Source organism: Cupriavidus sp. GW821-FHT02F09, from assembly GCF_059421605.1.
Genome location: NZ_JBWKVH010000014.1, coordinates 80,965 through 99,487 on the forward strand (window position 1 = coordinate 80,965; position 18,523 = coordinate 99,487).

At 64.7% G+C, this 18,523-nt stretch carries 24 protein-coding genes; 11 read left to right on the plus strand and 13 right to left on the minus strand.

The features are described 5' to 3' along the window. Positions 1-24: 24 nt before the first annotated feature. Both AC07XB_RS17720 and AC07XB_RS17725 read right to left on the minus strand, forming a co-directional pair. Positions 25-1,695 (minus strand): M30 family zinc metallopeptidase, encoded by a 1,671-nt coding sequence (locus tag AC07XB_RS17720; protein ID WP_492830640.1) that lies wholly within the window; start codon positions 1,693-1,695, stop codon positions 25-27. 145 nt (positions 1,696-1,840) lie between these two features. Next, positions 1,841-3,154 carry a cation:proton antiporter gene (locus AC07XB_RS17725; RefSeq protein ID WP_492830639.1) on the minus strand — a complete coding sequence of 438 codons (1,314 nt, stop codon included), beginning with the start codon at positions 3,152-3,154 and terminating at the stop codon, positions 1,841-1,843. Between the two features lie 208 nt (positions 3,155-3,362). On the opposite strand from AC07XB_RS17725, the gene AC07XB_RS17730 reads away from it, so the two are divergent. Then, complete coding sequence (locus AC07XB_RS17730; protein WP_492830638.1) at positions 3,363-4,250, plus strand: alpha/beta hydrolase; 888 nt, start codon at positions 3,363-3,365, stop codon at positions 4,248-4,250. Beyond that, positions 4,247-4,372, plus strand: a complete 126-nt coding sequence (locus AC07XB_RS17735) for a hypothetical protein (RefSeq protein WP_492813096.1) — start codon at positions 4,247-4,249, stop codon at positions 4,370-4,372. Before AC07XB_RS17730 ends, AC07XB_RS17735 begins: the two co-directional genes overlap by 4 nt. Here AC07XB_RS17735 and ppk2 read toward each other — a convergent pair. The 4 genes from ppk2 to hisN form a co-directional block, all read right to left on the minus strand. Next, positions 4,366-5,283, minus strand: a complete 918-nt coding sequence (ppk2, locus tag AC07XB_RS17740) for a polyphosphate kinase 2 (RefSeq protein WP_492375283.1) — start codon at positions 5,281-5,283, stop codon at positions 4,366-4,368. The genes AC07XB_RS17735 and ppk2 overlap by 7 nt on opposite strands. An 82-nt stretch (positions 5,284-5,365) precedes the next feature. Then, positions 5,366-6,385, minus strand: a complete 1,020-nt coding sequence (locus AC07XB_RS17745; protein WP_492375282.1) for a transporter — start codon at positions 6,383-6,385, stop codon at positions 5,366-5,368. A gap of 516 nt (positions 6,386-6,901) precedes the next feature. Then, on the minus strand, positions 6,902-8,155 hold the full coding sequence (locus AC07XB_RS17750; RefSeq protein WP_492830637.1) for an Hsp70 family protein: 1,254 nt from the start codon (positions 8,153-8,155) through the stop codon (positions 6,902-6,904). 137 nt (positions 8,156-8,292) lie between these two features. Continuing rightward, positions 8,293-9,084, minus strand: coding sequence for a histidinol-phosphatase (hisN, locus tag AC07XB_RS17755; RefSeq protein WP_492813100.1), 792 nt, complete (start codon positions 9,082-9,084; stop codon positions 8,293-8,295). Between the two features lie 384 nt (positions 9,085-9,468). On the opposite strand from hisN, the gene AC07XB_RS17760 reads away from it, so the two are divergent. From AC07XB_RS17760 to AC07XB_RS17775, 4 genes are all read left to right on the plus strand, one after another. Continuing rightward, positions 9,469-10,113, plus strand: a complete 645-nt coding sequence (locus tag AC07XB_RS17760) for a cytochrome b/b6 domain-containing protein (protein ID WP_492373378.1) — start codon at positions 9,469-9,471, stop codon at positions 10,111-10,113. 69 nt (positions 10,114-10,182) lie between these two features. Continuing rightward, entirely contained in the window at positions 10,183-10,956 is a 774-nt protein-coding gene (locus AC07XB_RS17765) for a molybdopterin-dependent oxidoreductase (RefSeq protein WP_459372991.1), read from the plus strand. Positions 10,957-11,017: 61 nt separating this feature from the next. Then, positions 11,018-11,293 (plus strand): pentapeptide MXKDX repeat protein, encoded by a 276-nt coding sequence (locus AC07XB_RS17770; RefSeq protein ID WP_492830636.1) that lies wholly within the window; start codon positions 11,018-11,020, stop codon positions 11,291-11,293. A gap of 414 nt (positions 11,294-11,707) precedes the next feature. Next, a complete protein-coding gene (locus AC07XB_RS17775) occupies positions 11,708-13,210 on the plus strand; it encodes a tripartite tricarboxylate transporter permease (protein WP_006157964.1) in 1,503 nt (500 codons plus the stop codon). A 371-nt stretch (positions 13,211-13,581) separates the two neighbouring features. Here AC07XB_RS17775 and AC07XB_RS17780 read toward each other — a convergent pair whose 3' ends face one another. Beyond that, positions 13,582-13,803 carry a hypothetical protein gene (locus AC07XB_RS17780; protein WP_043344159.1) on the minus strand — a complete coding sequence of 74 codons (222 nt, stop codon included), beginning with the start codon at positions 13,801-13,803 and terminating at the stop codon, positions 13,582-13,584. A gap of 239 nt (positions 13,804-14,042) precedes the next feature. Beyond that, positions 14,043-14,180, minus strand: a complete 138-nt coding sequence (locus tag AC07XB_RS17785) for a hypothetical protein (RefSeq protein WP_006157962.1) — start codon at positions 14,178-14,180, stop codon at positions 14,043-14,045. 225 nt (positions 14,181-14,405) lie between these two features. On the opposite strand from AC07XB_RS17785, the gene AC07XB_RS17790 reads away from it, so the two are divergent. Together AC07XB_RS17790 and AC07XB_RS17795 are read left to right on the plus strand one after the other, a co-directional pair. Beyond that, a complete protein-coding gene (locus tag AC07XB_RS17790; protein ID WP_006157961.1) occupies positions 14,406-14,675 on the plus strand; it encodes a hypothetical protein in 270 nt (89 codons plus the stop codon). A 110-nt stretch (positions 14,676-14,785) separates the two neighbouring features. After that, complete coding sequence (locus tag AC07XB_RS17795) at positions 14,786-15,028, plus strand: hypothetical protein (protein WP_043344153.1); 243 nt, start codon at positions 14,786-14,788, stop codon at positions 15,026-15,028. Between the two features lie 27 nt (positions 15,029-15,055). On the opposite strand, the gene AC07XB_RS17800 is transcribed toward AC07XB_RS17795, so the two are convergent. After that, positions 15,056-15,256, minus strand: a complete 201-nt coding sequence (locus AC07XB_RS17800) for a hypothetical protein (protein WP_150988681.1) — start codon at positions 15,254-15,256, stop codon at positions 15,056-15,058. Positions 15,257-15,788: 532 nt separating this feature from the next. Between AC07XB_RS17800 and AC07XB_RS17805 the strand changes: the two genes are divergently transcribed. From AC07XB_RS17805 to AC07XB_RS17815, 3 genes are all read left to right on the plus strand, one after another. Continuing rightward, the gene (locus AC07XB_RS17805; RefSeq protein ID WP_416047721.1) at positions 15,789-16,046 is read left to right on the plus strand and encodes an isochorismatase; all 258 of its coding nucleotides are present in this window, start codon (positions 15,789-15,791) and stop codon (positions 16,044-16,046) included. A gap of 74 nt (positions 16,047-16,120) precedes the next feature. Continuing rightward, positions 16,121-16,342, plus strand: coding sequence for a translation initiation factor IF-1 (gene infA / locus AC07XB_RS17810; RefSeq protein WP_006157957.1), 222 nt, complete (start codon positions 16,121-16,123; stop codon positions 16,340-16,342). A gap of 80 nt (positions 16,343-16,422) precedes the next feature. Then, positions 16,423-16,677 (plus strand): translation initiation factor 1, encoded by a 255-nt coding sequence (locus AC07XB_RS17815; RefSeq protein ID WP_150988684.1) that lies wholly within the window; start codon positions 16,423-16,425, stop codon positions 16,675-16,677. Between the two features lie 72 nt (positions 16,678-16,749). On the opposite strand, the gene AC07XB_RS17820 is transcribed toward AC07XB_RS17815, so the two are convergent. The 4 genes from AC07XB_RS17820 to AC07XB_RS17835 all read right to left on the minus strand — a co-directional run bounded on the left by AC07XB_RS17820 (position 16,750) and on the right by AC07XB_RS17835 (position 18,518). Then, the gene (locus AC07XB_RS17820) at positions 16,750-17,124 is read right to left on the minus strand and encodes a hypothetical protein (protein WP_150988687.1); all 375 of its coding nucleotides are present in this window, start codon (positions 17,122-17,124) and stop codon (positions 16,750-16,752) included. A gap of 213 nt (positions 17,125-17,337) precedes the next feature. After that, on the minus strand, positions 17,338-17,622 hold the full coding sequence (locus AC07XB_RS17825) for a hypothetical protein (RefSeq protein WP_150988690.1): 285 nt from the start codon (positions 17,620-17,622) through the stop codon (positions 17,338-17,340). A gap of 95 nt (positions 17,623-17,717) precedes the next feature. Next, the gene (locus tag AC07XB_RS17830; protein ID WP_416047718.1) at positions 17,718-18,041 is read right to left on the minus strand and encodes a hypothetical protein; all 324 of its coding nucleotides are present in this window, start codon (positions 18,039-18,041) and stop codon (positions 17,718-17,720) included. Between the two features lie 192 nt (positions 18,042-18,233). Then, entirely contained in the window at positions 18,234-18,518 is a 285-nt protein-coding gene (locus tag AC07XB_RS17835; protein ID WP_043344135.1) for a hypothetical protein, read from the minus strand. Positions 18,519-18,523 lie beyond the last annotated feature (5 nt).

The window sequence follows — 18,523 nt, forward strand, 5'->3', positions numbered from 1 at the left end:
CTGCGCTTAGCGCGGTCAGTACAATCAGTACACCACGACGGATAGCGTAGCGCCGGCAGGCACGCGCACGGTCTCGCTGAACGTGGCCCCCCCGTTGCTGCGAACCACCGGGAAACTACCATACGGCTGCAACGTGGCGGGCACGGCCACCGGCAGCTTGCGCGAGGCGCGGAACAGGTCCGGATCGATCAGCGGGAGCGTGAAGCCGCCGTCGACACGGGCCGGGTAGCCGTAACGCGACGGCGACGTCGCGGCTGGCATCAGCGAATTGCTGGTCACGCTCCAGCGCAACAGTTCCTGGCTGAAGCCAGAGTCCGGGCGCGCGGCCTTGATGGCCTGGTCGAGCACGGTCTTGGAGTCCGCGCTGGAAGTCCGGCCCAGCAGGTCCTTGTAAAAGGCCAGGCCGAGTTGCCGGTCCAGGAAGCCGCCGAAGCTGCCCGACACCGAATAGCTCTCGCAGGTGGCGCCGAATCCAGTGAAATTCAGCATATTGCAGTTGAAGTTGCCGTTGCCATAGCTCACGTAGTCCCTGAAACGCACGTCGCGGATCGCGTTGTACGTGGGGTCGATGGTCTGGCTGGCGAAGTCCTCCATCATCATCGCGGACATTTCTTCCAGCCAGCTATCGAATGCGTACTGCTGGCCGGCCTTGACGCCGCGGCGGTAGAAGTTCTGCATATGCATCCCCTCGTGCGCCATGGTCATCTTCATCGACTTCAGGCCTTCGGCGCCGCCCAGGTACAGGGTCTCGGAATCGAGATAGAGCGACAGCGACTCGTTGCTGCGTGAATCCGAGGTGGCCTTCAGGTTGTGCAGGCCCCAGAAATAGCCCACGGTGCCGAATGGCTTGCCATTGTTGTCGAAGTTGAGCACGACGATATCCACCGGCTGGCCGCTGCCGGCGATCAGGTTGTTGTAGCTGTGCGCGCCCCACAACGGGCCGCCGACCGAGGTCAGCATGTCGTAGATGCCGCCGCCGCTAGCGAAGGCGGCAGCCAGCGTGTCGACGAGGGTGCCGGTGACCTTGCCAGGCGCCGACTCGGTGGTCTCCACCCAGATGTTGACGGTGGTGGCGTCTGCCGTGCTCACTTGCTTGACCAGCGTGGCCGCGCGGCGTGTGCCGTCGGTGTGGTACCAGCTCTTGGTATCGTTGAGCACGGAAGCGAGCGGCGGTGGCGGTGCGATTTCGGAAAGGCTGGCCACCTGCTTGCCGCCGGCCAGTGCTGCCCAGCCGGTGCGATTGAACTCGGCAATGTCGCGCAGCGTTTGTTCGTCCTGCCCGGTGGAGACCGACTGAATCGAGAGGTTGCCCAGCACGGACTGGATCACCGACAGCGACAGGCCGGCCGGCATGGCCTGCGCCGTGGCGCCGTTGGTGTAGAGCAGCGTCACGGCCTTGCCATTCACGCCGCCGATGGCAACGGGCACATCGGCTGGCGCGCCGGTGGTGTTGGAGGCAGACCAGACGCCAACGCCGGAACCCGAGTAATTGCTGGCATCCACGGCGCTGCAGCCGCCGCAGGCCGGCGCCAGCGTGGGCGGCACGGGCGCGCTGGCGACCGGCACGGAAGGACTCGCGTTTGTCTGGGCGGCAGCTGGCGCATCGCCGCCACCGCCACCGCAGGCGGCGACAGACATGGCGGCCAGCAGGGCAGCGAGCTGGCTTGCGCATTGTCGGAAGAGAGGACCCCTCATGTTCTAAAGCTCCGATTCTTGTTCTGTGGATGCAGGCCTGGGCGCACGAAGCCTAAGCCACACAAATAACGGCATCCGGGACAAGAGCTTTAACGAGGGAGAAAACTGCAGGCGAGTGCCAGAAGCGCTGCGCAAGCCAATGGATTCAGGCCTTGGCGGCGCCGCGCCAGCGCCGGTACATCGCCATCAGGGGCGTGGCCGATGAGCCGTGCAGCACCACCGATAGCACCACCACGCAGAGCGTGGCGTCGGCCAGCATGGCCCCGTGGCGGAAATCCGCACCATGCGCAAGCGCATAGGCCAGGTAGTAGACCGAGCCGATGCCGCGCACGCCAAACCAGGCAATGAGCCGCCGCTGCGGCGGCTGCAGCGCAACCCCGATGGTGGAGATCCCCACGGCCAGCGGGCGCACCACGAGGATCAGCGCCAGGCCCAGGCCAAGGTACTCCCAGCGCAGCATCCGTACGGAGAGCAGCGCGCCCACCGCCACCATCACGCTAAGCTCGGCTAGCCGCTCGAGGTCCAGCGAGAACTCGCTGACGGTGTGCGCCAGGTAGGCGGCAGCCTTGTCGTGCTGCACGGCCGTGCTCTCCTGCTCCGAGAACACGGTCGCGCCCAGCACTTCGTCGGCCTCGACGTCCTGGTTCTCCTGGTGCTCGACGTGGCGCATGGCCATGCCCGCGGCAAACACCGCCAGGAAGCCATAGCTGTGCACGGCCAGCGCGGCGCCGTAAGCCAGCCCGATCAGGCCGACGGCGAAGAAGCTCTCCATGCCGGCCGCGCCACGCTGGCGCTTGCGCAGGGCCAGCACCGCGCGGCTGCACAGCCAGCCCATGCTCCAGCCCAGGGCCAGGCCAGCCAGCGAGGCCCACAGCAGGTCGACCCACAGCCAACGCTGCCAGCCAACGCCGGCATCCTGCGCGCCCATCAGGCCAAGCGCGAGGATGACGAAGGGAAACGCGGCGCCGTCGTTGAGCCCGCCCTCCCCGGTCAAGCTAAAGCGCATCCGGTCGCGGTCCTGCGCATCCTCGACCTGCACGTCGGAGGCCAGCACCGGATCCGTTGGCGCCAGGATGGCCGCGAGCAGCAGGGCCACGCCCGCAGGCAAGCCCATGGCCCAGAAGCCAATCGCGAACAGCATGGCGATGGTCAGCAGCATCCCGACCGTGGCCAGCCGCAGGGCAACGCGCCAGAGGCGATCGCGCGGATGCACACGCAGCCGCAGCCCCACCGCGAACAGCGATACCAGCAGGGCGATCTCCGTCACGATCTCCAGCGCAACCGCATGATCGCGATCCGTCACATCGCCCCGGATCAGGCCAAGCCCCCATGGCCCGAGCCCGATGCCGAACAGCAGGTAAAGCGCCGACGCCGACAGCGGCAGCCGCTTTACCTGCGAACTGATCAAACCCATGGTGATGAGCAACGCGCCGATGACCCAAGCCCAGGTACCGAACAAGGAACACCTCCTGTAGCGAGCCTTCACTGAGAATAGCCGGAGCCAGGCAGGGCATGCACCGGGGCGAGACGTGCGAAGCGCGCGTGGCATTCAACTTGCTGTGCATCCATGCCTGGCCCGGCGGGCACGCCATGCCGCACTGCGCGCGGCGACTATGCAAGAATGGCTGGCAGCACTTGAAAAAGCTACCGAAGAGGAAGCCTTGCCGATGCTCAGACCGCGCTTTCTTTCGCTCCTCCTGGCATTGCCGCTGGTGGTCGGCCTAAGCGCCTGCTCCACATCGGACGTGCTCAATGCCTTAACCCAAAGCAAAGCCTATGCCCTGAGCACCAACGTGCCCTACGGCGACGGCGAACGCGCCAGGCTCGACATCTATGCGCCGCGCCAGCCGGCGTGCCCAGGCCAGGCGCCGGTCGTGGTGTTCTTCTATGGGGGCACCTGGAACAGCGGGGAAAAGGCCGAATACGCCTTCGTCGCGGCAGCGCTGGCCGCGCGCGGCATCCTGACCGTGATCCCGGACTATCGCCTCTACCCCGAAGTCAGCTATCCGGATTTCCTGGTGGACAACGCGCGCGCGGTCGCGTGGACGCGGCGCGAGATCGCCAGCTACGGCGGCGACCCGCAACGGCTGTTCCTGATGGGGCACAGCGCGGGTGGCTACAACGCCGCCATGCTCGCGCTCGATGCGCGCTGGCTCGGCAGCTTCGACATGAGTCCCGCCCTGCTGCGCGGCTGGATCGGGCTGGCAGGGGCCTACGATTTCCTGCCGATCGAGAATCGCCAGGCGCAGCCGGTGTTCCACCACCCCGACTACCCGCCCGGTTCGCAGCCGATCGACTACGCCGATGCGCGCTCACCCGCAGCGTTCATCGGCGTGGACGACGGCGACCGCCTGATCAACCCGCTGCGCAACTCCGCGCAAATGGCAACCCGGCTGGAACAACGCGGCGTGCCCGTGCAGTTCCGCAGCTATGCCCGGCTCTCCCACACACTGCTGATCGGCGTGTTCGCCGACCCGCTGCACTGGCTGGCGCCCGTGCGCGACGACGTGGCCAGCTTCATCCTGCAGCGCGCCGGTTGCAGGAGCGCGGCATGAGCGTGGCGTCTGCCTGCCTCTATATCTGCAGGTTCGACAACGCCACCGGCTACGGCTACGGCAAGGGCTGCCGGCACCCGCGCAAGACGTCGTCGCGGCGCGCGAAAAAGAAGGCTCAGTAGACTTCCGGCACGATCATGTTGTCGGGCACCGGCTGGCGCGAGTAGTCGTCGTGCCGCTCGCGCTGCGGCAGCACCACGGGCGGCTGCACGCGCTCTTCATAAGGCATCTGCTGCAGCAGGTGATGGATGCAATTGAGGCGCGCCTTTTTCTTGTCGACCGCCTGCACCACCCACCACGGCGCCTCGTCGATATGCGTGCGCTCCAGCATGATTTCCTTGGCGCGGGTGTAATCCTCCCAGCGCCGGCGGGATTCGAGATCCATCGGGCTGAGCTTCCACTGCTTGAGCGGATCGTGGATGCGGGAGAGGAAGCGCAGGTGCTGCTCTTCGTCCGAGATCGAGAACCAGTATTTGATCACCTGGATGCCGGAGCGCACCAGCATGCGTTCGAACTCCGGCACCGAGCGGAAGAACTCTTCGTACTGGTCGTCGGTGCAAAAGCCCATCACGCGCTCCACGCCGGCGCGGTTGTACCAGCTGCGGTCGAACAGCACGATCTCCCCCGCCGCCGGCAGGTGCGAGACATAGCGCTGGAAATACCACTGGGTGCGTTCGCGGTCGTTGGGCGCCGGCAGCGCCGCCACCCGGGCCACGCGCGGATTGAGCCGCTGGGTGATGCGCTTGATCACGCCGCCTTTGCCGGCCGCGTCGCGCCCTTCAAACAAGATCACGACCTTGTGGCCAGTCTCCACCACCCAGCTTTGCAGCTTGACCAGCTCGCCCTGCAGGCGGAACAGCTCGCGAAAGTACAGCCGCCGCGCAGCCCGCTCGTCGTCGTCCAGGCCGCCGGCGGCTTCGCCGAACAGCGTATCGACATGGTGGTCTTCCAGCTCCAGTTCGAGTTCTTCGTCATAGTGATCGGCCACCTCGCGGTGGATACGCCGAATCAGCTCGTTCTCGTCTGGTCTCATTGCTAACTCCTGTTCGCAACAACGTGGTGACTGGCAGGCTAACCGCGAGATGTGACGCGCTCGTGAATGGTCACCCGTGCGCTCAGTAATCGCCCTGCTTGCGGAAGGCCCAGCGCCCCGCCAGCACGGTGAAGCTGGCCACCAGCACCACCAGCACCCAGAAACCGTGCGGATGGTCCGCCAGCGGAATCCCGCCCACATTCATGCCGAAGAAGCCGGCCACAATGTTGATCGGCAACGCCAGCACGGTGACCAGCGTCAGCGTGAACAGCGTGCGGTTGGTCTGCTCGTTGAGCTTGGCCGCGATCTCTTCCTGCAGCAGCTTGATGCGCTCGACCAGCGCGGCCAGGTCGCTCAGGACCAGGGAGAACTCCTCGGTGGAGGAGCGCAGATCCTGGATGTCCTGGTCCTGCAGCCAGGCGGGAGGCCGGTTGAGCAGGCGGAACAGCGCGCCGGGCTCGGGCGCGAGCAGCCGCTGCAAGCGCACCAGGCCGCGGCGCATGGAGCCAAGCTCCGCGCGGTTGCCGTGCAGACGATGCGAGAGCAGGCGATCCTCGACCTGGTCCACGGTCACGCTGGTTTCGCGCACGATGCGCACCAGCACATCGGCCTGGTCGCGCAGCAAATGCACCAGCAGCGCCAGCGGCGTGTGGAACAACTCGCCCTGGCGCACCGAGGCGCGCAGCTGGTCAACCGAGCGCAGCGGCTTCATGCGCGCTGTCACCAGGATGCGGCGGTCGGCGCAGGCCCACAGCGTGGAGATATCGGTGGTGGCCACGCCGAAGTTGTAGATCACGTCATTGACCACCGCAAGCAGCGCCGTATCCAGGCGCTCGATGCGGGTGGAGCGCGAGCCCTCGCGCAGCGCCTCGAAGAATCCCTCGGGCAGGTCGAGCTGGCCCTTGAGCCAGCGCTCGCACGCGCTATGCGACAGATTGAAGTGCAGCCAAAGAAACTCGTCGCCCGGCGGAGGCTGCCCGAGCCACGCGGCCGCCGCGGCGGAATCGATGGGCTGGCCCGGCTCGCCGGGCAGGAAGCGGAAGCCGCTGACCAGACCAACCGGATCGGAGCCGTAGCTGGCTTCGACGATAGCCGCATGCATGTGGTGCCTCTTCGAAAACGCGAATTCGCGAAGATGGGACATTAGCATGCGGGGATGACGGACGGCACCCGGCCATGGGCTGCGGTCTAGGGCATCTCGCTCTTGCCTGCGCCCGCCCGGCCCCTCCCACTGCGTGGGGGGAGCGAACCAGAGAGAGCAGAAAACGATATTCCGTGTAGCCGTGATTCCCGCCTCCAGGCGGAAATCACCCAAGCGCGATGCAAACCGAGGCGTGGAGGTTTGAATCTCCCGTTATGCGGCGCCTCGTCGTCAGGCCAAAAGAGCGGAAAAGAGGGACCCGTGTCTGAGCATCGCCTTAAGGCGATGTGAGTTTGGGTCCCGGCCGCTCTTTTGGTCTGGCGACGAGGAGTCTTTCGCCGCATCCGGGTCGCCTTCTTTGCCTACTTTCTTGGCGAGACAAGAAAGTAGGTCGCCGCCCCGCAGGGGTGGTGAAACTGCAGTTGCCCTTGACGTTGAGCAGTTGCAGTTGCAGTCAACCTACCCCACCCAATCCCCTCACCCGAACTTGCGCCGGGCATCCAGCGCCAACCCGGAACCAATGCCGCCAAACAGATCGCCCTCGATCCGCTGCGCCCCGGGGATCAGCTCGGACAGCCGCTCACGCAGCAAAGGCACGCTGCTGGACCCGCCGGTAAACAATACGGTGTCGATCGCATCCGCCTGCACGCCCGCATCGCGCAACAACGCCTGCACCGTCAACTCGGTCTTGCCAACCAGCTTCGCAATGGACTGGTCAAAGTCAGCGCGGCTGATCGCCATGGTCTCGCCCGGGGCGATGCGCCCGAGGTCGAGCTGCGTCTGCGGCTCGCCCGACAAGGCGATCTTGGCGGCTTCCACCTGGATCGCGAGCCAGTGGCCGGCGCGCTGCTTGATCAGGCTGATCAGGCGGTCCAGCTTTATCTTGTCGGCGGCATCGCGATAGTTGTCCATCACGTGCGACCATGCCTTGCGGGTGTAGACCAGGTTGATGGTGTGCCAGCTCGCCAGGTCGAAATACTGGCCCGAAGGCATCGCCTTGCCATTGCGCAGCTCGCTGCCCAGGCCCAGGAATGGCATCACGCTCGCCAGGCTCAAGCTCTTGTCGAAGTCCGTACCGCCGATGTGCACGCCGCCGTTGGCCAGGATGTCGCCACGCCGGTCGACCTTGCCGGCCCGCTCGGGCGACAGGCGCACCAGCGAGAAGTCGGAGGTGCCGCCACCGATGTCGGCCACCAGCACCAGTTCCTCACGCGCGATCGTGGCTTCATAATCGAAGGCCGCGGCGATCGGCTCATACTGGAACTCGATGTCCTTGAAGCCGGCATCCGCCGCGATCTCGCGCAGCGTCTGCTCGGCGAGCTGGTCGGCCTTGGGGTCTTCGTCGATGAAGAACACCGGGCGGCCCAGCACGACCTTGTCGAAGCTGGCGCCGGCCGAGGTCTCGGCGCGCTGCTTGAGCTCGCCGATGAAGTGCGAGAGCAGCTTGCGAAACGGCATGGCCTGCCCCATGACCTCGGTGCTGTCCTCCATCATCGAGGTGCCGAGCAGGCTCTTGAGCGAGCGCATCAGCCGGCCTTCATAGCCCGCCAGGTAGTCGCCAAGCGCGGCGCGGCCGTAGCTGACCAGCGGATCCTCGGAATGGAAAAAGATCACGGAGGGCAGCGTGAGCTTGCCATCTTCGAGCGGCAACAGCGTGGGTTGTCCCGGCCGGCACCAGCCCACCGTGGAATTGGACGTGCCGAAATCTAGGCCGCAAGCGTTTGACATCATGTTTCTGGTTTCTTCCCTACTGCATGGTTAAGTCCGGGCCGGGATGGCCGTGCTGGCTGGGCCGTCTTTTTTCCGCGCCGGACGTTGCGGCCAGCATGATAGCAAGCCCGGCCGGCACGCCAGGGCCACGGGAGTGCTCAAGCAGGCGCATTCAGCAGCGCGAGTATCTGCTGGTGCAGCCGCGGGTCGCCGCAGGCCACCACGGTGCCGCCCTGCTGCGCATCCCCGCCGGTCCAACTGGTCATGACGCCGCCAGCGCCTTGCACGATGGGAATCAGCGCCTGCACGTCGTAGGCCTTCAGGCCGGCCTCGACCACGGCATCCACATGGCCTGCCGCGACCATGCAGTAGGCGTAGCAATCGCCGCCGTAGCGCTGCATGCGGGCGGCGTCCGCCACGCGGCGGAAGGCGGCGAACTGCGCCGCGTCCTCGAACATCTCCGGCGTGGTGCACATCAGCTTGGCCTGCGCCAGGTCGGCGCACGGCCGGGTACGCAGGGGCTGGCCGTTGAGCCATGCCTGGCTGCCATCGCCGCTGAACCGCTCGCGCGTGAACGGCTGGTCCATGATGCCGATCACCGGGCGCTGGCCGTCGTTGAGCGCGATCAGCGTGCCCCAGAGCGGCAGCCCGGTAATGAAGGCACGGGTGCCGTCGATGGGATCGAGCACCCAGGTCAGCGGCGAGGTGCCGGCCACGCGGTCTTCTTCTTCGCCCAGGATGCCGTGCTCCGGGTATTTCGCCAGGATCAGGTTGCGCATGGCGCGCTCGGCTGCCTTGTCGGCCGCGGTGACCGGGTCGAAGTGCCGGCCGCCCTTGTCCTCTACCGCCGGGGCGCTGCGGAAGTACGGCAGGCTGGCGTTGCCGGCGGCCTGCGCGAGGCCTGCGGCGAAGTCCATGTATTCGATAAGCTGCTCTGCGGTCAAAGGCATGCGGAGGTCCTGGGGTCCGTGGATGGTGTCGGGGCGGCGGCCGTATGCGGCTGCGGGCAGGCCGGGCTGCGCGCGCGCTGTGGGGCAGCGCTGGCCACGCGGCCCGCCAGCATTGTAGCGGGCCGTGGGAGGCGGGCATCGATCGCCTTTGGCGTCTCGCGGGCGGAGTGCTAATGTCAAGAGTGCGGGTAGCCGTCCATGCGTCGCCCAGCAGTCCGTACCTTCTTTCGCCGAGCTCGCTGAGTGACTCCGGGGACACCCGTTGCCGACGTGCCCGCGTGCCAGGAAAAATTTCCGTCCCGCGTGTAAGTTCGTGCCGCCACCGTCGACAAAGGCACATAAACCGTTGCAGCCGCACCTGCGAGCGCCACGGAACATTGGAGAATGACGGTGGACACAGCCTCCCAGCTATCGCGGCCCGCACAGGGCCGCCGCGGACAAACGTCCGCCTCCATCCAGCCGGCATGGGTGCGCATCACCCATTGGCTCAACGCCATTGCCGTCATCATCATGGTGATGAGCGGCTGGCGCATCTATAACGCGTCGCCACTGTTCGGCCTGCATTTCCCCAAGGGCATCACGCTCGGCGGATGGCTGGGCGGGGCACTGCAGTGGCACTTCGCCGCCATGTGGCTGCTGGTCGCCAACGGGCTGTTCTACTTGTTGATGAACGTCCTCACCGGACGGTTCCGCCGCCGCTTCCTGCCGCTGTCGGTGCCCGCCGCGCTGCGCGATATCGCCGCGGCGCTGCGCGGCCGGCTGGCGCACCCGGACCTGGCTGAATACAACGCAGCCCAGAAGGCCATGTACCTGGGCGTGGTGGTGGTCATCGTGGTCACGGTGCTGTCCGGCCTGGCAATCTGGAAGTCGGTGCAATTCCCGCTGCTGCGCGACCTGATGGGCGGCTATGACGCGGCGCGCTGGGTCCACTTCGTGTGCATGAGCGCCATCGTGCTGTTCATCGTGGTGCATGTGGCCATGGTGGCGCTGGTGCCGCGCACGCTGCTGATCATGCTGCGCGGCCGCTGATCGCCGGCCGTGTTCACGCAAACGCATCCACAGAACTGAATCCACAGAGCCGCATCGCGGAGAACCGCCATGAACAAATCCAAACCCATCGTCACGCTAGACCGGCGCCTGATCCTGCGAGACGCCGTGCGCGAACTCGATATGCCGTCGCGCCGCCTGTTCGCCAAGCGCGCCATCACGCTGGGCGGGCTGTCGATGCTGACGGGTTGCAGCCTGAGCGACGACGCCTCGGTGGAGCGCTTTCTCACCGCGGTATCGCGCTTCAACGATCGCGTGCAAGGCTGGCTGTTCGACCCCAAGCGGCTCGCGCCCACCTACGCAGAGTCCATGATCACGCGGCCGTTCCCGTTCAATGCCTTCTACGGCGAGGACGAAGTACCCGAGGTCGACGGTGCCGACTTCCGGCTGGAGGTCGGCGGCATGGTGGCGCGCAAGGATCCGTGGACGCTCGAGCAGCTCTACGCGCTGCCGCAGACCTCGCAGGTCACGCGCCATATCTGCGTGGAAGGCTGGAGCGCCATCGGCAAGTGGGGTGGCACGCCCTTCTCGGAATTCCTGCATCGCGTGGGTGCCGACACCAGCGCGAAGTACGTGGGCTTTCGCTGTGCCGACGACTATTTCACCAGCATCGACATGCCCACCGCGCTGCATCCGCAGACGCTGCTGACCTTTACCTACGACGGGGAGAAGCTGCCGCCCAAGTACGGCTTCCCCATGAAACTGCGCATGCCGACCAAGCTTGGCTACAAGAATCCCAAGCACATCATGGCGCTGTACGTCACCAACACGTATCCCGGCGGTTACTGGGAAGACCAGGGATACAACTGGTTCGGCGGATCCTGATCCGCTTGAAATTGGCCGGCATGATGCCGGCCTGCACACTGACCAACCCAAGGAGATCTTCATGAACAAAATTTTCGCAGCCACCCTGCTCTCGACCACGATGCTGTTTGCGGGTCATGCCTTTGCCCAGGACTCCATGAAGAAGGATGCCATGAGCAATGACAGCAGCATGGCCAAGGACACCATGGGCAAGGACACCATGGGCAAAGACAAGATGAGCAAGGACAAGATGAGCAAGAGCCACGACAAGATGAGCAAGGACAAGATGGGCAAGGACAGCATGAGCAAAGACTCCATGAGCAAGGACTCGATGGGCAAGGACACGACGAAGCAGTAAGCAGTGCGCCCGCTTGCCTGCCAGGCGAGCGGCGGGCCATGTGACAACGCCCCGGCTTTTGGCCGGGGCGTTGCTTTTCGGGCGCAAGGAATCTCAGGCATCACTCACGCGTCACTTCGGCGTCACTTAAGCATCACTCAGGCGTATCGGGACATACCCGCAGCTGCCGTCACTGAAAGGCGGATGAAAGCACTCGCGCCTACTGTGCTTGGTAAGCCATTGGGGTGCGCCTAAGCGCGCGCGCTTGCTGTCGATGACGATCTGTGGCGGAAACCAGCGTAGCCTCGCGCCGCGCCAGCTTCCTCCGATTCGCGCGCAATTCCGCAAAAAATACCGCGCGTAGCCTGGTCCGCCGTGCCTGCCTTGCCGCAGATGCGCGGCCCGGGTTTCACTGCAGGCGAGGGAGACAGCCTCATGGAACTATTCGAACACCTGGCCCTTGGGTTCTCCACGGCGCTGACACTGCAGAACGTTGGATACTGCTTTCTCGGCTGCGTGCTGGGAACGCTGATCGGCGTGCTGCCCGGCATCGGGCCACTGGCGACCATCGCCATGCTGCTGCCGGTGACCTACACGCTGCCCCCGGTGGCTGCGCTGATCATGCTGGCCGGCATTTACTACGGCGCCCAATACGGTGGTTCCACCACCGCCATCCTGGTTAACCTGCCGGGTGAGTCGTCGTCGGTGGTGACCACCATCGATGGCTACCAGATGGCCAGGCGAGGGCGAGCGGGGGTGGCGCTGGCAACCGCCGGCCTGGGCTCCTTCTTTGCCGGCTGCGTGGCTACGCTGATCCTGGCCGCGTTTGCTACGCCGCTGTCGGAACTGGCATTCAAGTTTGGGCCCGCCGAGTATTTCTCGCTGATGTGCCTGGGCCTGATCGGCGCCGTGGTGCTGGCTTCGGGCTCGCTGCCCAAGGCCGTGGCCATGATCGTGCTGGGACTGCTGCTGGGCCTGGTCGGCACGGACGTGAACTCGGGCGCCGCGCGCTTCTCCTTCGACGTGCCGGAGCTGACCGATGGTGTCGACTTCGTCGCACTGGCCATGGGCATGTTCGGCTTTGCCGAGATCATCGCCAACCTGGAGCAGAAGGAAAACCGCGAAACCTTTACCGATCACGTCACCAACCTGTGGCCCTCCAAGGCGGACTTCAAGCGCATGGCGCCAGCGGTGCTGCGCGGTACCGCGCTCGGCTCCATCCTCGGGATCCTGCCCGGTGGCGGCGCGGCGCTGGCTTCCTTCGCGGCCTACTCGCTGGAGAAGAAGACTTCCAAGTACTCGCATGAATTCGGCAAGGGCGCCATCGAAGGCGTGGCAGGTCCGGAATCGGCCAACAACGCCGCGGCGCAGACCTCCTTCATCCCGCTGCTCACGCTGGGCATTCCGCCCAACGCCGTGATGGCGCTGATGGTGGGCGCGATGACCATCCACAACATCCAGCCGGGCCCGCAGGTCATGACCAGCAACCCCGCGCTGTTCTGGGGCCTGATCGCCTCGATGTGGATCGGCAACCTGATGCTGATCATCCTGAACCTGCCGCTGATCGGCATCTGGGTCAAACTGCTGCAGGTGCCCTACCGCTACCTGTACCCGGCCATCCTGGTGTTCTGCTGCATCGGCGTGTTCTCGGTCAACAACCAGACCTTCGACGTCTTCACCGCGGCTGGCTTCGGTGTGATCGGCTACCTGTTCATCAAGCTCAAGTGCGAGCCGGCGCCGCTGCTGCTGGGCTTTGTGCTGGGGCCGATGATGGAGGAGAACTTCCGCCGCGCGCTCTTGCTGTCGCGGGGGACATTCACCGTATTCCTGACCCGTCCGTTGTCGCTCGGCCTGCTGATCGCGGCCGGGCTGCTGGTCTGCATCGTTGCCCTGCCGTCGATCAAGGCCAAGCGCGAGGAAGCATTCCAGGAGGAATGACGCCGGCATGGCGACGCCGCCGCGGGCGGGCGCCTCATCGGTAACAGCGTTAGGGAAAGGGCCGGCACAAGCCTACACTGGGAGAGTGCCGGTCCGGCACGGACGGACATCGATGGGGGTATTGAATGAATTACAGTCCCAGGCAACCTGGTCAGCAAACAGCGCCGACCACACCCTGGAAGACACACTTCCAGCAACCCGGCGAAAAGCGCAGGACCTCCCAGCCCGGCCAGTTTGACCCGCAAGCGGTACAGCCCGCCGACAAGAAATAGCGTGACAAAGCCCGTGCCGCAATAGCCACGGGCTTTGTACTTTATAGCGGGGGATTTGGTTTGTCTGTGCGGCCGGGCTGGCGGCCGGCCGGATGCCTGCTAGGCCACGCTGCGCGCTTCCGCGCGGTCGTGGCCGGCCCAGGTCAGGCGCCACCCGGAGGTAGCGGTCTTGGCGACCAGGCCCGAATCCTGAAGCAGCAATAAATGGTGGCTGAGCTTGGATGCATCGGCATTGCCCAGCGCCTTGGCGAGCTGGAGATCCGTCATCATCGCCTGGCTGTCAGCGCGCAGTGCCGTCAGCACGCGGTCCGCGAAGGACATGTCACGCCTCATCTTGCACTCCCGGTGTCTCGAACGCCCCGGCGGCAGCTTGTCACCGCCACCGCCTCGGGTGAGCGTCAGGTGCTGAACGGGAGCACGCCGGCAGCGGCGGCACCCCGCGCTTCTTGCTGCAACGCAAGATGACACGGTCCAGCCTGACGTTCCGTCTCAGTCGCACTTCAGTTGCGCATTATTTGCGCATTATTTGCGCTTTACTCGCGCCTTGATTTGCGCCTTGATTACTTCTTCTTGCCTGCTGCGCCATCATTGCCGACGCGCGACTGGACGGCACCGAACGGTGCTGCGGGCGCGACCGGCTTCTTGGGTTGCTTGGGCTTCTTGGTTTCGCGATTGCCGCGTAATTGACCTTTGGCCATGGTGTGTCTCCACGAGTGGGTTACTGCATTGCGTGCCAGGCGGCAGATCCAGCATACCCGCTTACTCCAGCGTTCAGGGAAATATCGCGCGCGAGGCGCCTGCGCATGACGGAAGCAGGAGAATCGCCTTCGGCCGCCGCCTGATAACCGCGTGCCATCGCCCCGCCAAGTAAATCGGACGCCACCGGGCAAACAGCGTATGCTCGTTGAAGAAAGGAGATCAACATGTCTCAAAATCATGCGATCTACAAGGGGTTCAAGGTTTCGGCCAATGTACGTCGCTCGTTCGACGAAAGCGCCAATGCCGAACTCGCACGGGCGAGCTTTCTCGCCACCGTGACCATCACGCAGGTCAGCGGCGACAGCGGCTCGCTCAGGCTGGTGCCACCTTTGCTCGAGCATGTCGCGCACACGCCGCACGATGCCATCGACCTGGCCGTGTCCTATGCCAGGACCGTCATCGACGACATGTCCACCTTCGTCAAGCGCAAGTAATCCCGCCCCCTCGATTCGCCCGGAATTGCAGTCCATCGCGCGGCCGCCCTGACCGGCCTGGCCGCAGCCACGCCCAGCAAGACTTCCCCACGAAAAAACAGGAGACGACCATGGACCGACAGATCAAGAACAAGGCGGAACTGCGCGCGATGATTCGCGCCGAGCAGCAGAAATTCGCGGAATGCAGCGGCGCCTGCTTCGGCGACGTTTGCTGGCATGCGCCGGACGCAGGCGGCTGCAATTGGAATCTGTCCACCATGGAGGGCGGCGACAGCGCGGCCTGCATCGAGAAGATCCGGCCATTCACGGCCACGCTGCAGGCGCAATACAACATTCCCGACGAGGGGAAGTAAGGCGGCCAGGCGCCTGGTGCCACGTAACTAGTGCCCCAGGCGCTCGATCCGGGCCTTGGCGTTCTCCAGGGCATCCGCCATGGCAAGCTCGCGCGAGCTGAACGCGTTGCCCTGGTTTTCAAAACGGCCGTGCGTATCCAGGGTATAGACCCAGTTCCATTGCCCGAAAGTGCGCTGCGTCAACTCCAGGTTGACGTAATGGCCCTGATAGAAAAAACTCTCCGGCATCGATCACCTCGTTCAGTTACGGCCTGCCGGGCATCGGGCACCGGCTTTCCCGTGATACGACAGGTAGCGCCGGGCCACACCAGCGCCACGAGGGGCGCTATGCGCAACGCCATGTCTATCGTACGCGCAAATCCGCGGGCGAGCGCCGATTGACGGAAAATGGTATCATTGCCAGTCTTGGCCGTTCGCCGACCCTCTTCTCGTCGGCCCAAACGTGCCGGCTGCCAGACATCATCAAAATATTAACGGCAGCCTGTCGGGCGTACACCCGATTCGTTCAGGGCGACAACCGCCCATCACCCTCCCGACCCGGCGGCATGTCCGCTCCGTAACCTGTGCGCATGTACCTGGCGCATCAGCCTGCGCAAGCACGGTCCACTCATCACCAGCTGCCTTTCCCGCGCAAATGCGCGAGACCTGACGTTGCTGGACAACGCAAACACGGCGACCGATCGCCAGAAGAGAGCACGCGGCGCACCATGAGATGCGCTCAACGTTGCCTCAGATCGTCCGCCCGCATAAGGGCAACACCTTGAATCAAAGCATCAATCGCACCAATAGCACCACCCGCGCCAACCGCGCCAATCCGTACACGGTGTCGGTCTACCCGATACAACAAGAGCCAGGCGTGTGGTTTGCGACCTATCTGATCGCCGAATACAAGAACGGCTCCGAATGCATCGTCGCCAACGTCTCGATGCGCCATGCCACGCATGGCACCGAAGCCCAGGCTAAACAGGCCGCCCGACGCGCGGCCGAGAGCGTCGCTGCCGATATGCGCCTGCAATAAGCCGGCCACACGAAAAGCAACCCGCATGCGTCTCAACCTACTGTGCAGCAGGTCTTGCTGCAAAAGGATCATCCTTGGCTAAAGAAGAACTAGTGGAATTTGGTGGACAAGTATCGGAAGTACTGCCGGACAACCGTTTTCGCGTCATCCTGGAAAATGGTTTCCAGGTGTGGGCCTATTCGTCCGGCCGCCTGAAGAAGAACCGCATTCGTATCCTGGCCGGCGATCGCGTCACGCTGGAAATGTCGCCCTACGACCTGACCAAGGGCCGGATCAACTACCGCCACAAGTACTGATACTGGTCGGCCGGATACGCTGCCGCGCCGTCAAGCTGTTGGCCCGCGGCTCCTCCCACCCTCTAACGAAAGGAAGAAACATGTCGATCAGCGAAGAATGGGAAGAGATGCACCTGACGCCAGGTGGCTGGGTAGGCGGAAGCTATCGCCACGTGCCGGGACCGGAAGTCACGGTGGAGCGCCCCGCGGATGAAGTGCTAACCGTGCGCAGGCATGTATGCGCAACCTATTGCGGCCCGTCGCGAGCCACGGAAGACAGGACGCCGCAGACCGAAGACATGGCACTGATCGAATCGCTGCTGGCCCGCTTCGGCAGCCCGGCATTCGGCGTCTAGCCAGGCAGTCCGGACCAGCACGATCTCCCGGGCGCTCCCCGCGCCCGTGCCAGCGCCAGGCAACGCGATGACTCAGCCAGGAAACCGCATGCGCGGCATGCTGACACCAACGCGCGAACCAACCGGGCGCAATTCGCCCTCGAAAGGCTGCGCGCCCAGGTCCAGCACGTAGTCTCCTTCGCCAGCCTTGTCATAGAGGTTGTCACGAATCGCTTGCCCGATCGCCAGCCGGCACAATGCCTCGAAGCTGTCGACCATTTCGCCCGCCAAGGCCGCCTCGTTGGCCTGAACCCCGAATGAACGCCTGCCGTCACCGACAAAACTGGTGAAGCGCACACCCGTCGGATGACTGGAGTCGAGAAAGCTGACGGCTACATGGTAGGCGATGCCCTTGCCTTGCCCCGGTAGCGTGCAGAGGAAGTTGGATGGTGTGGCAACCTTGTTCATGACGTATGCGCTCGCGGCGCCGGCGCAACTGCGCACGGCAGGTTTTGACAGGTAGACCGGCAGGGCGGGCATTGCACGGCGCGGTCCCGTTTCCTCTTGCTTCCCATTGCCTGGCGGTGGCCGGGCCACCCCTACGATACCAGTTGGCAACACCTGCATTACGGCAAGCACGGGCAACGCCGCGCTACTGGGCCAGATTCTGCCGGCGCAGCGTTACAGCGTAGCGACAGACTCCCCGGGGATCAGCCCGTTAATAATATCTTCACCGAACTTCACGGCACCCCTGCGCGCCGTGCCGATATTCTCCCAAGGGGTACTTTCCAGGCGGAACACGCGCGTGCGTTCACTGCCGGGCCGATGGCCTTCGCGGCAGATCACCACGGACGCGTTGAAGCTGCGATCCGGCTTGGTCCTCGGCCAGGATTGCGCGGGCTGGATCTTGTACACCAGCGGATAGAGGTCGAAACCCTTGTAGCAGGCGGAAGGCGTATTGTTCATGTAGTGCTCCAGGCGGCTTGATGCCGCGGCTGGCCTTGTGCCGGTTCGCTCGCAATGGCCAATGCCTAGGCCCAATGCGCCAGCACGCGGGCAAGCTAGGGAGCCATCAGGCGATCGACGACAATCACGATCGCGTTCCCTGGCTTGTCCTGCTTGCAATGGACGCCAAGGCGTGCGCGCAGATACCGGTCAAGGCTGCGTTGTAGTTGATATAAGGCGTCCTGGTCCGCGTTGCTCAATTGCTCCGCGACGTCCTGCGCCATCTCTATTTCAAGCGCCCTGGCTGGCCAGGTAAAGCTCCTGGCATCAGGGATCTGCCAGTTTGCCGTCACCACGCGTTGCCCCGCCGGCCAGATCCTGACGTCTTGCCCGGTGATCTCGTCAAGGACGGGCTTCACGAAGGCAACGAGATCTAGCATGACGATGCACCGACGAACGATCGGCGCGCCGTCGGTCCGATGGACAAGCAGGACATCCCGGGGATCTCGTCAACTGGCGACGACGCAGCGGTGGCTGGCTGCTCGGCCAAGCCATGGACAGGCGAGGACATGACAGGCGCGCCTGCGTCATCCTCGTGCAACGACGGACATTGCCGCATCTCGCTCTAGGCGTCAGAGCGAGACGACGGATTGCCCGGGAATCGCGCCGTTGATGATGTCCTCGGCGTAACGAACGACACCACGGCGCGCAGCGCCGACGTTGTCCCACGGCACTGTGTCGAGGCGGAACGTACGGGCCTGCGTTCCCTCGGGCTCGCCACCTTCGCGGCAGATCACGACGGCGGCATCGAAGGTCCGGTCCGGCCTGCGTTCCGGCCAGGTGCGCACCACGGCGTGCTTGTACACGAGAGGGTATAAGTCGAACCCTTTGTAGCTGGCAATCGGATTGACGTCCATGATGC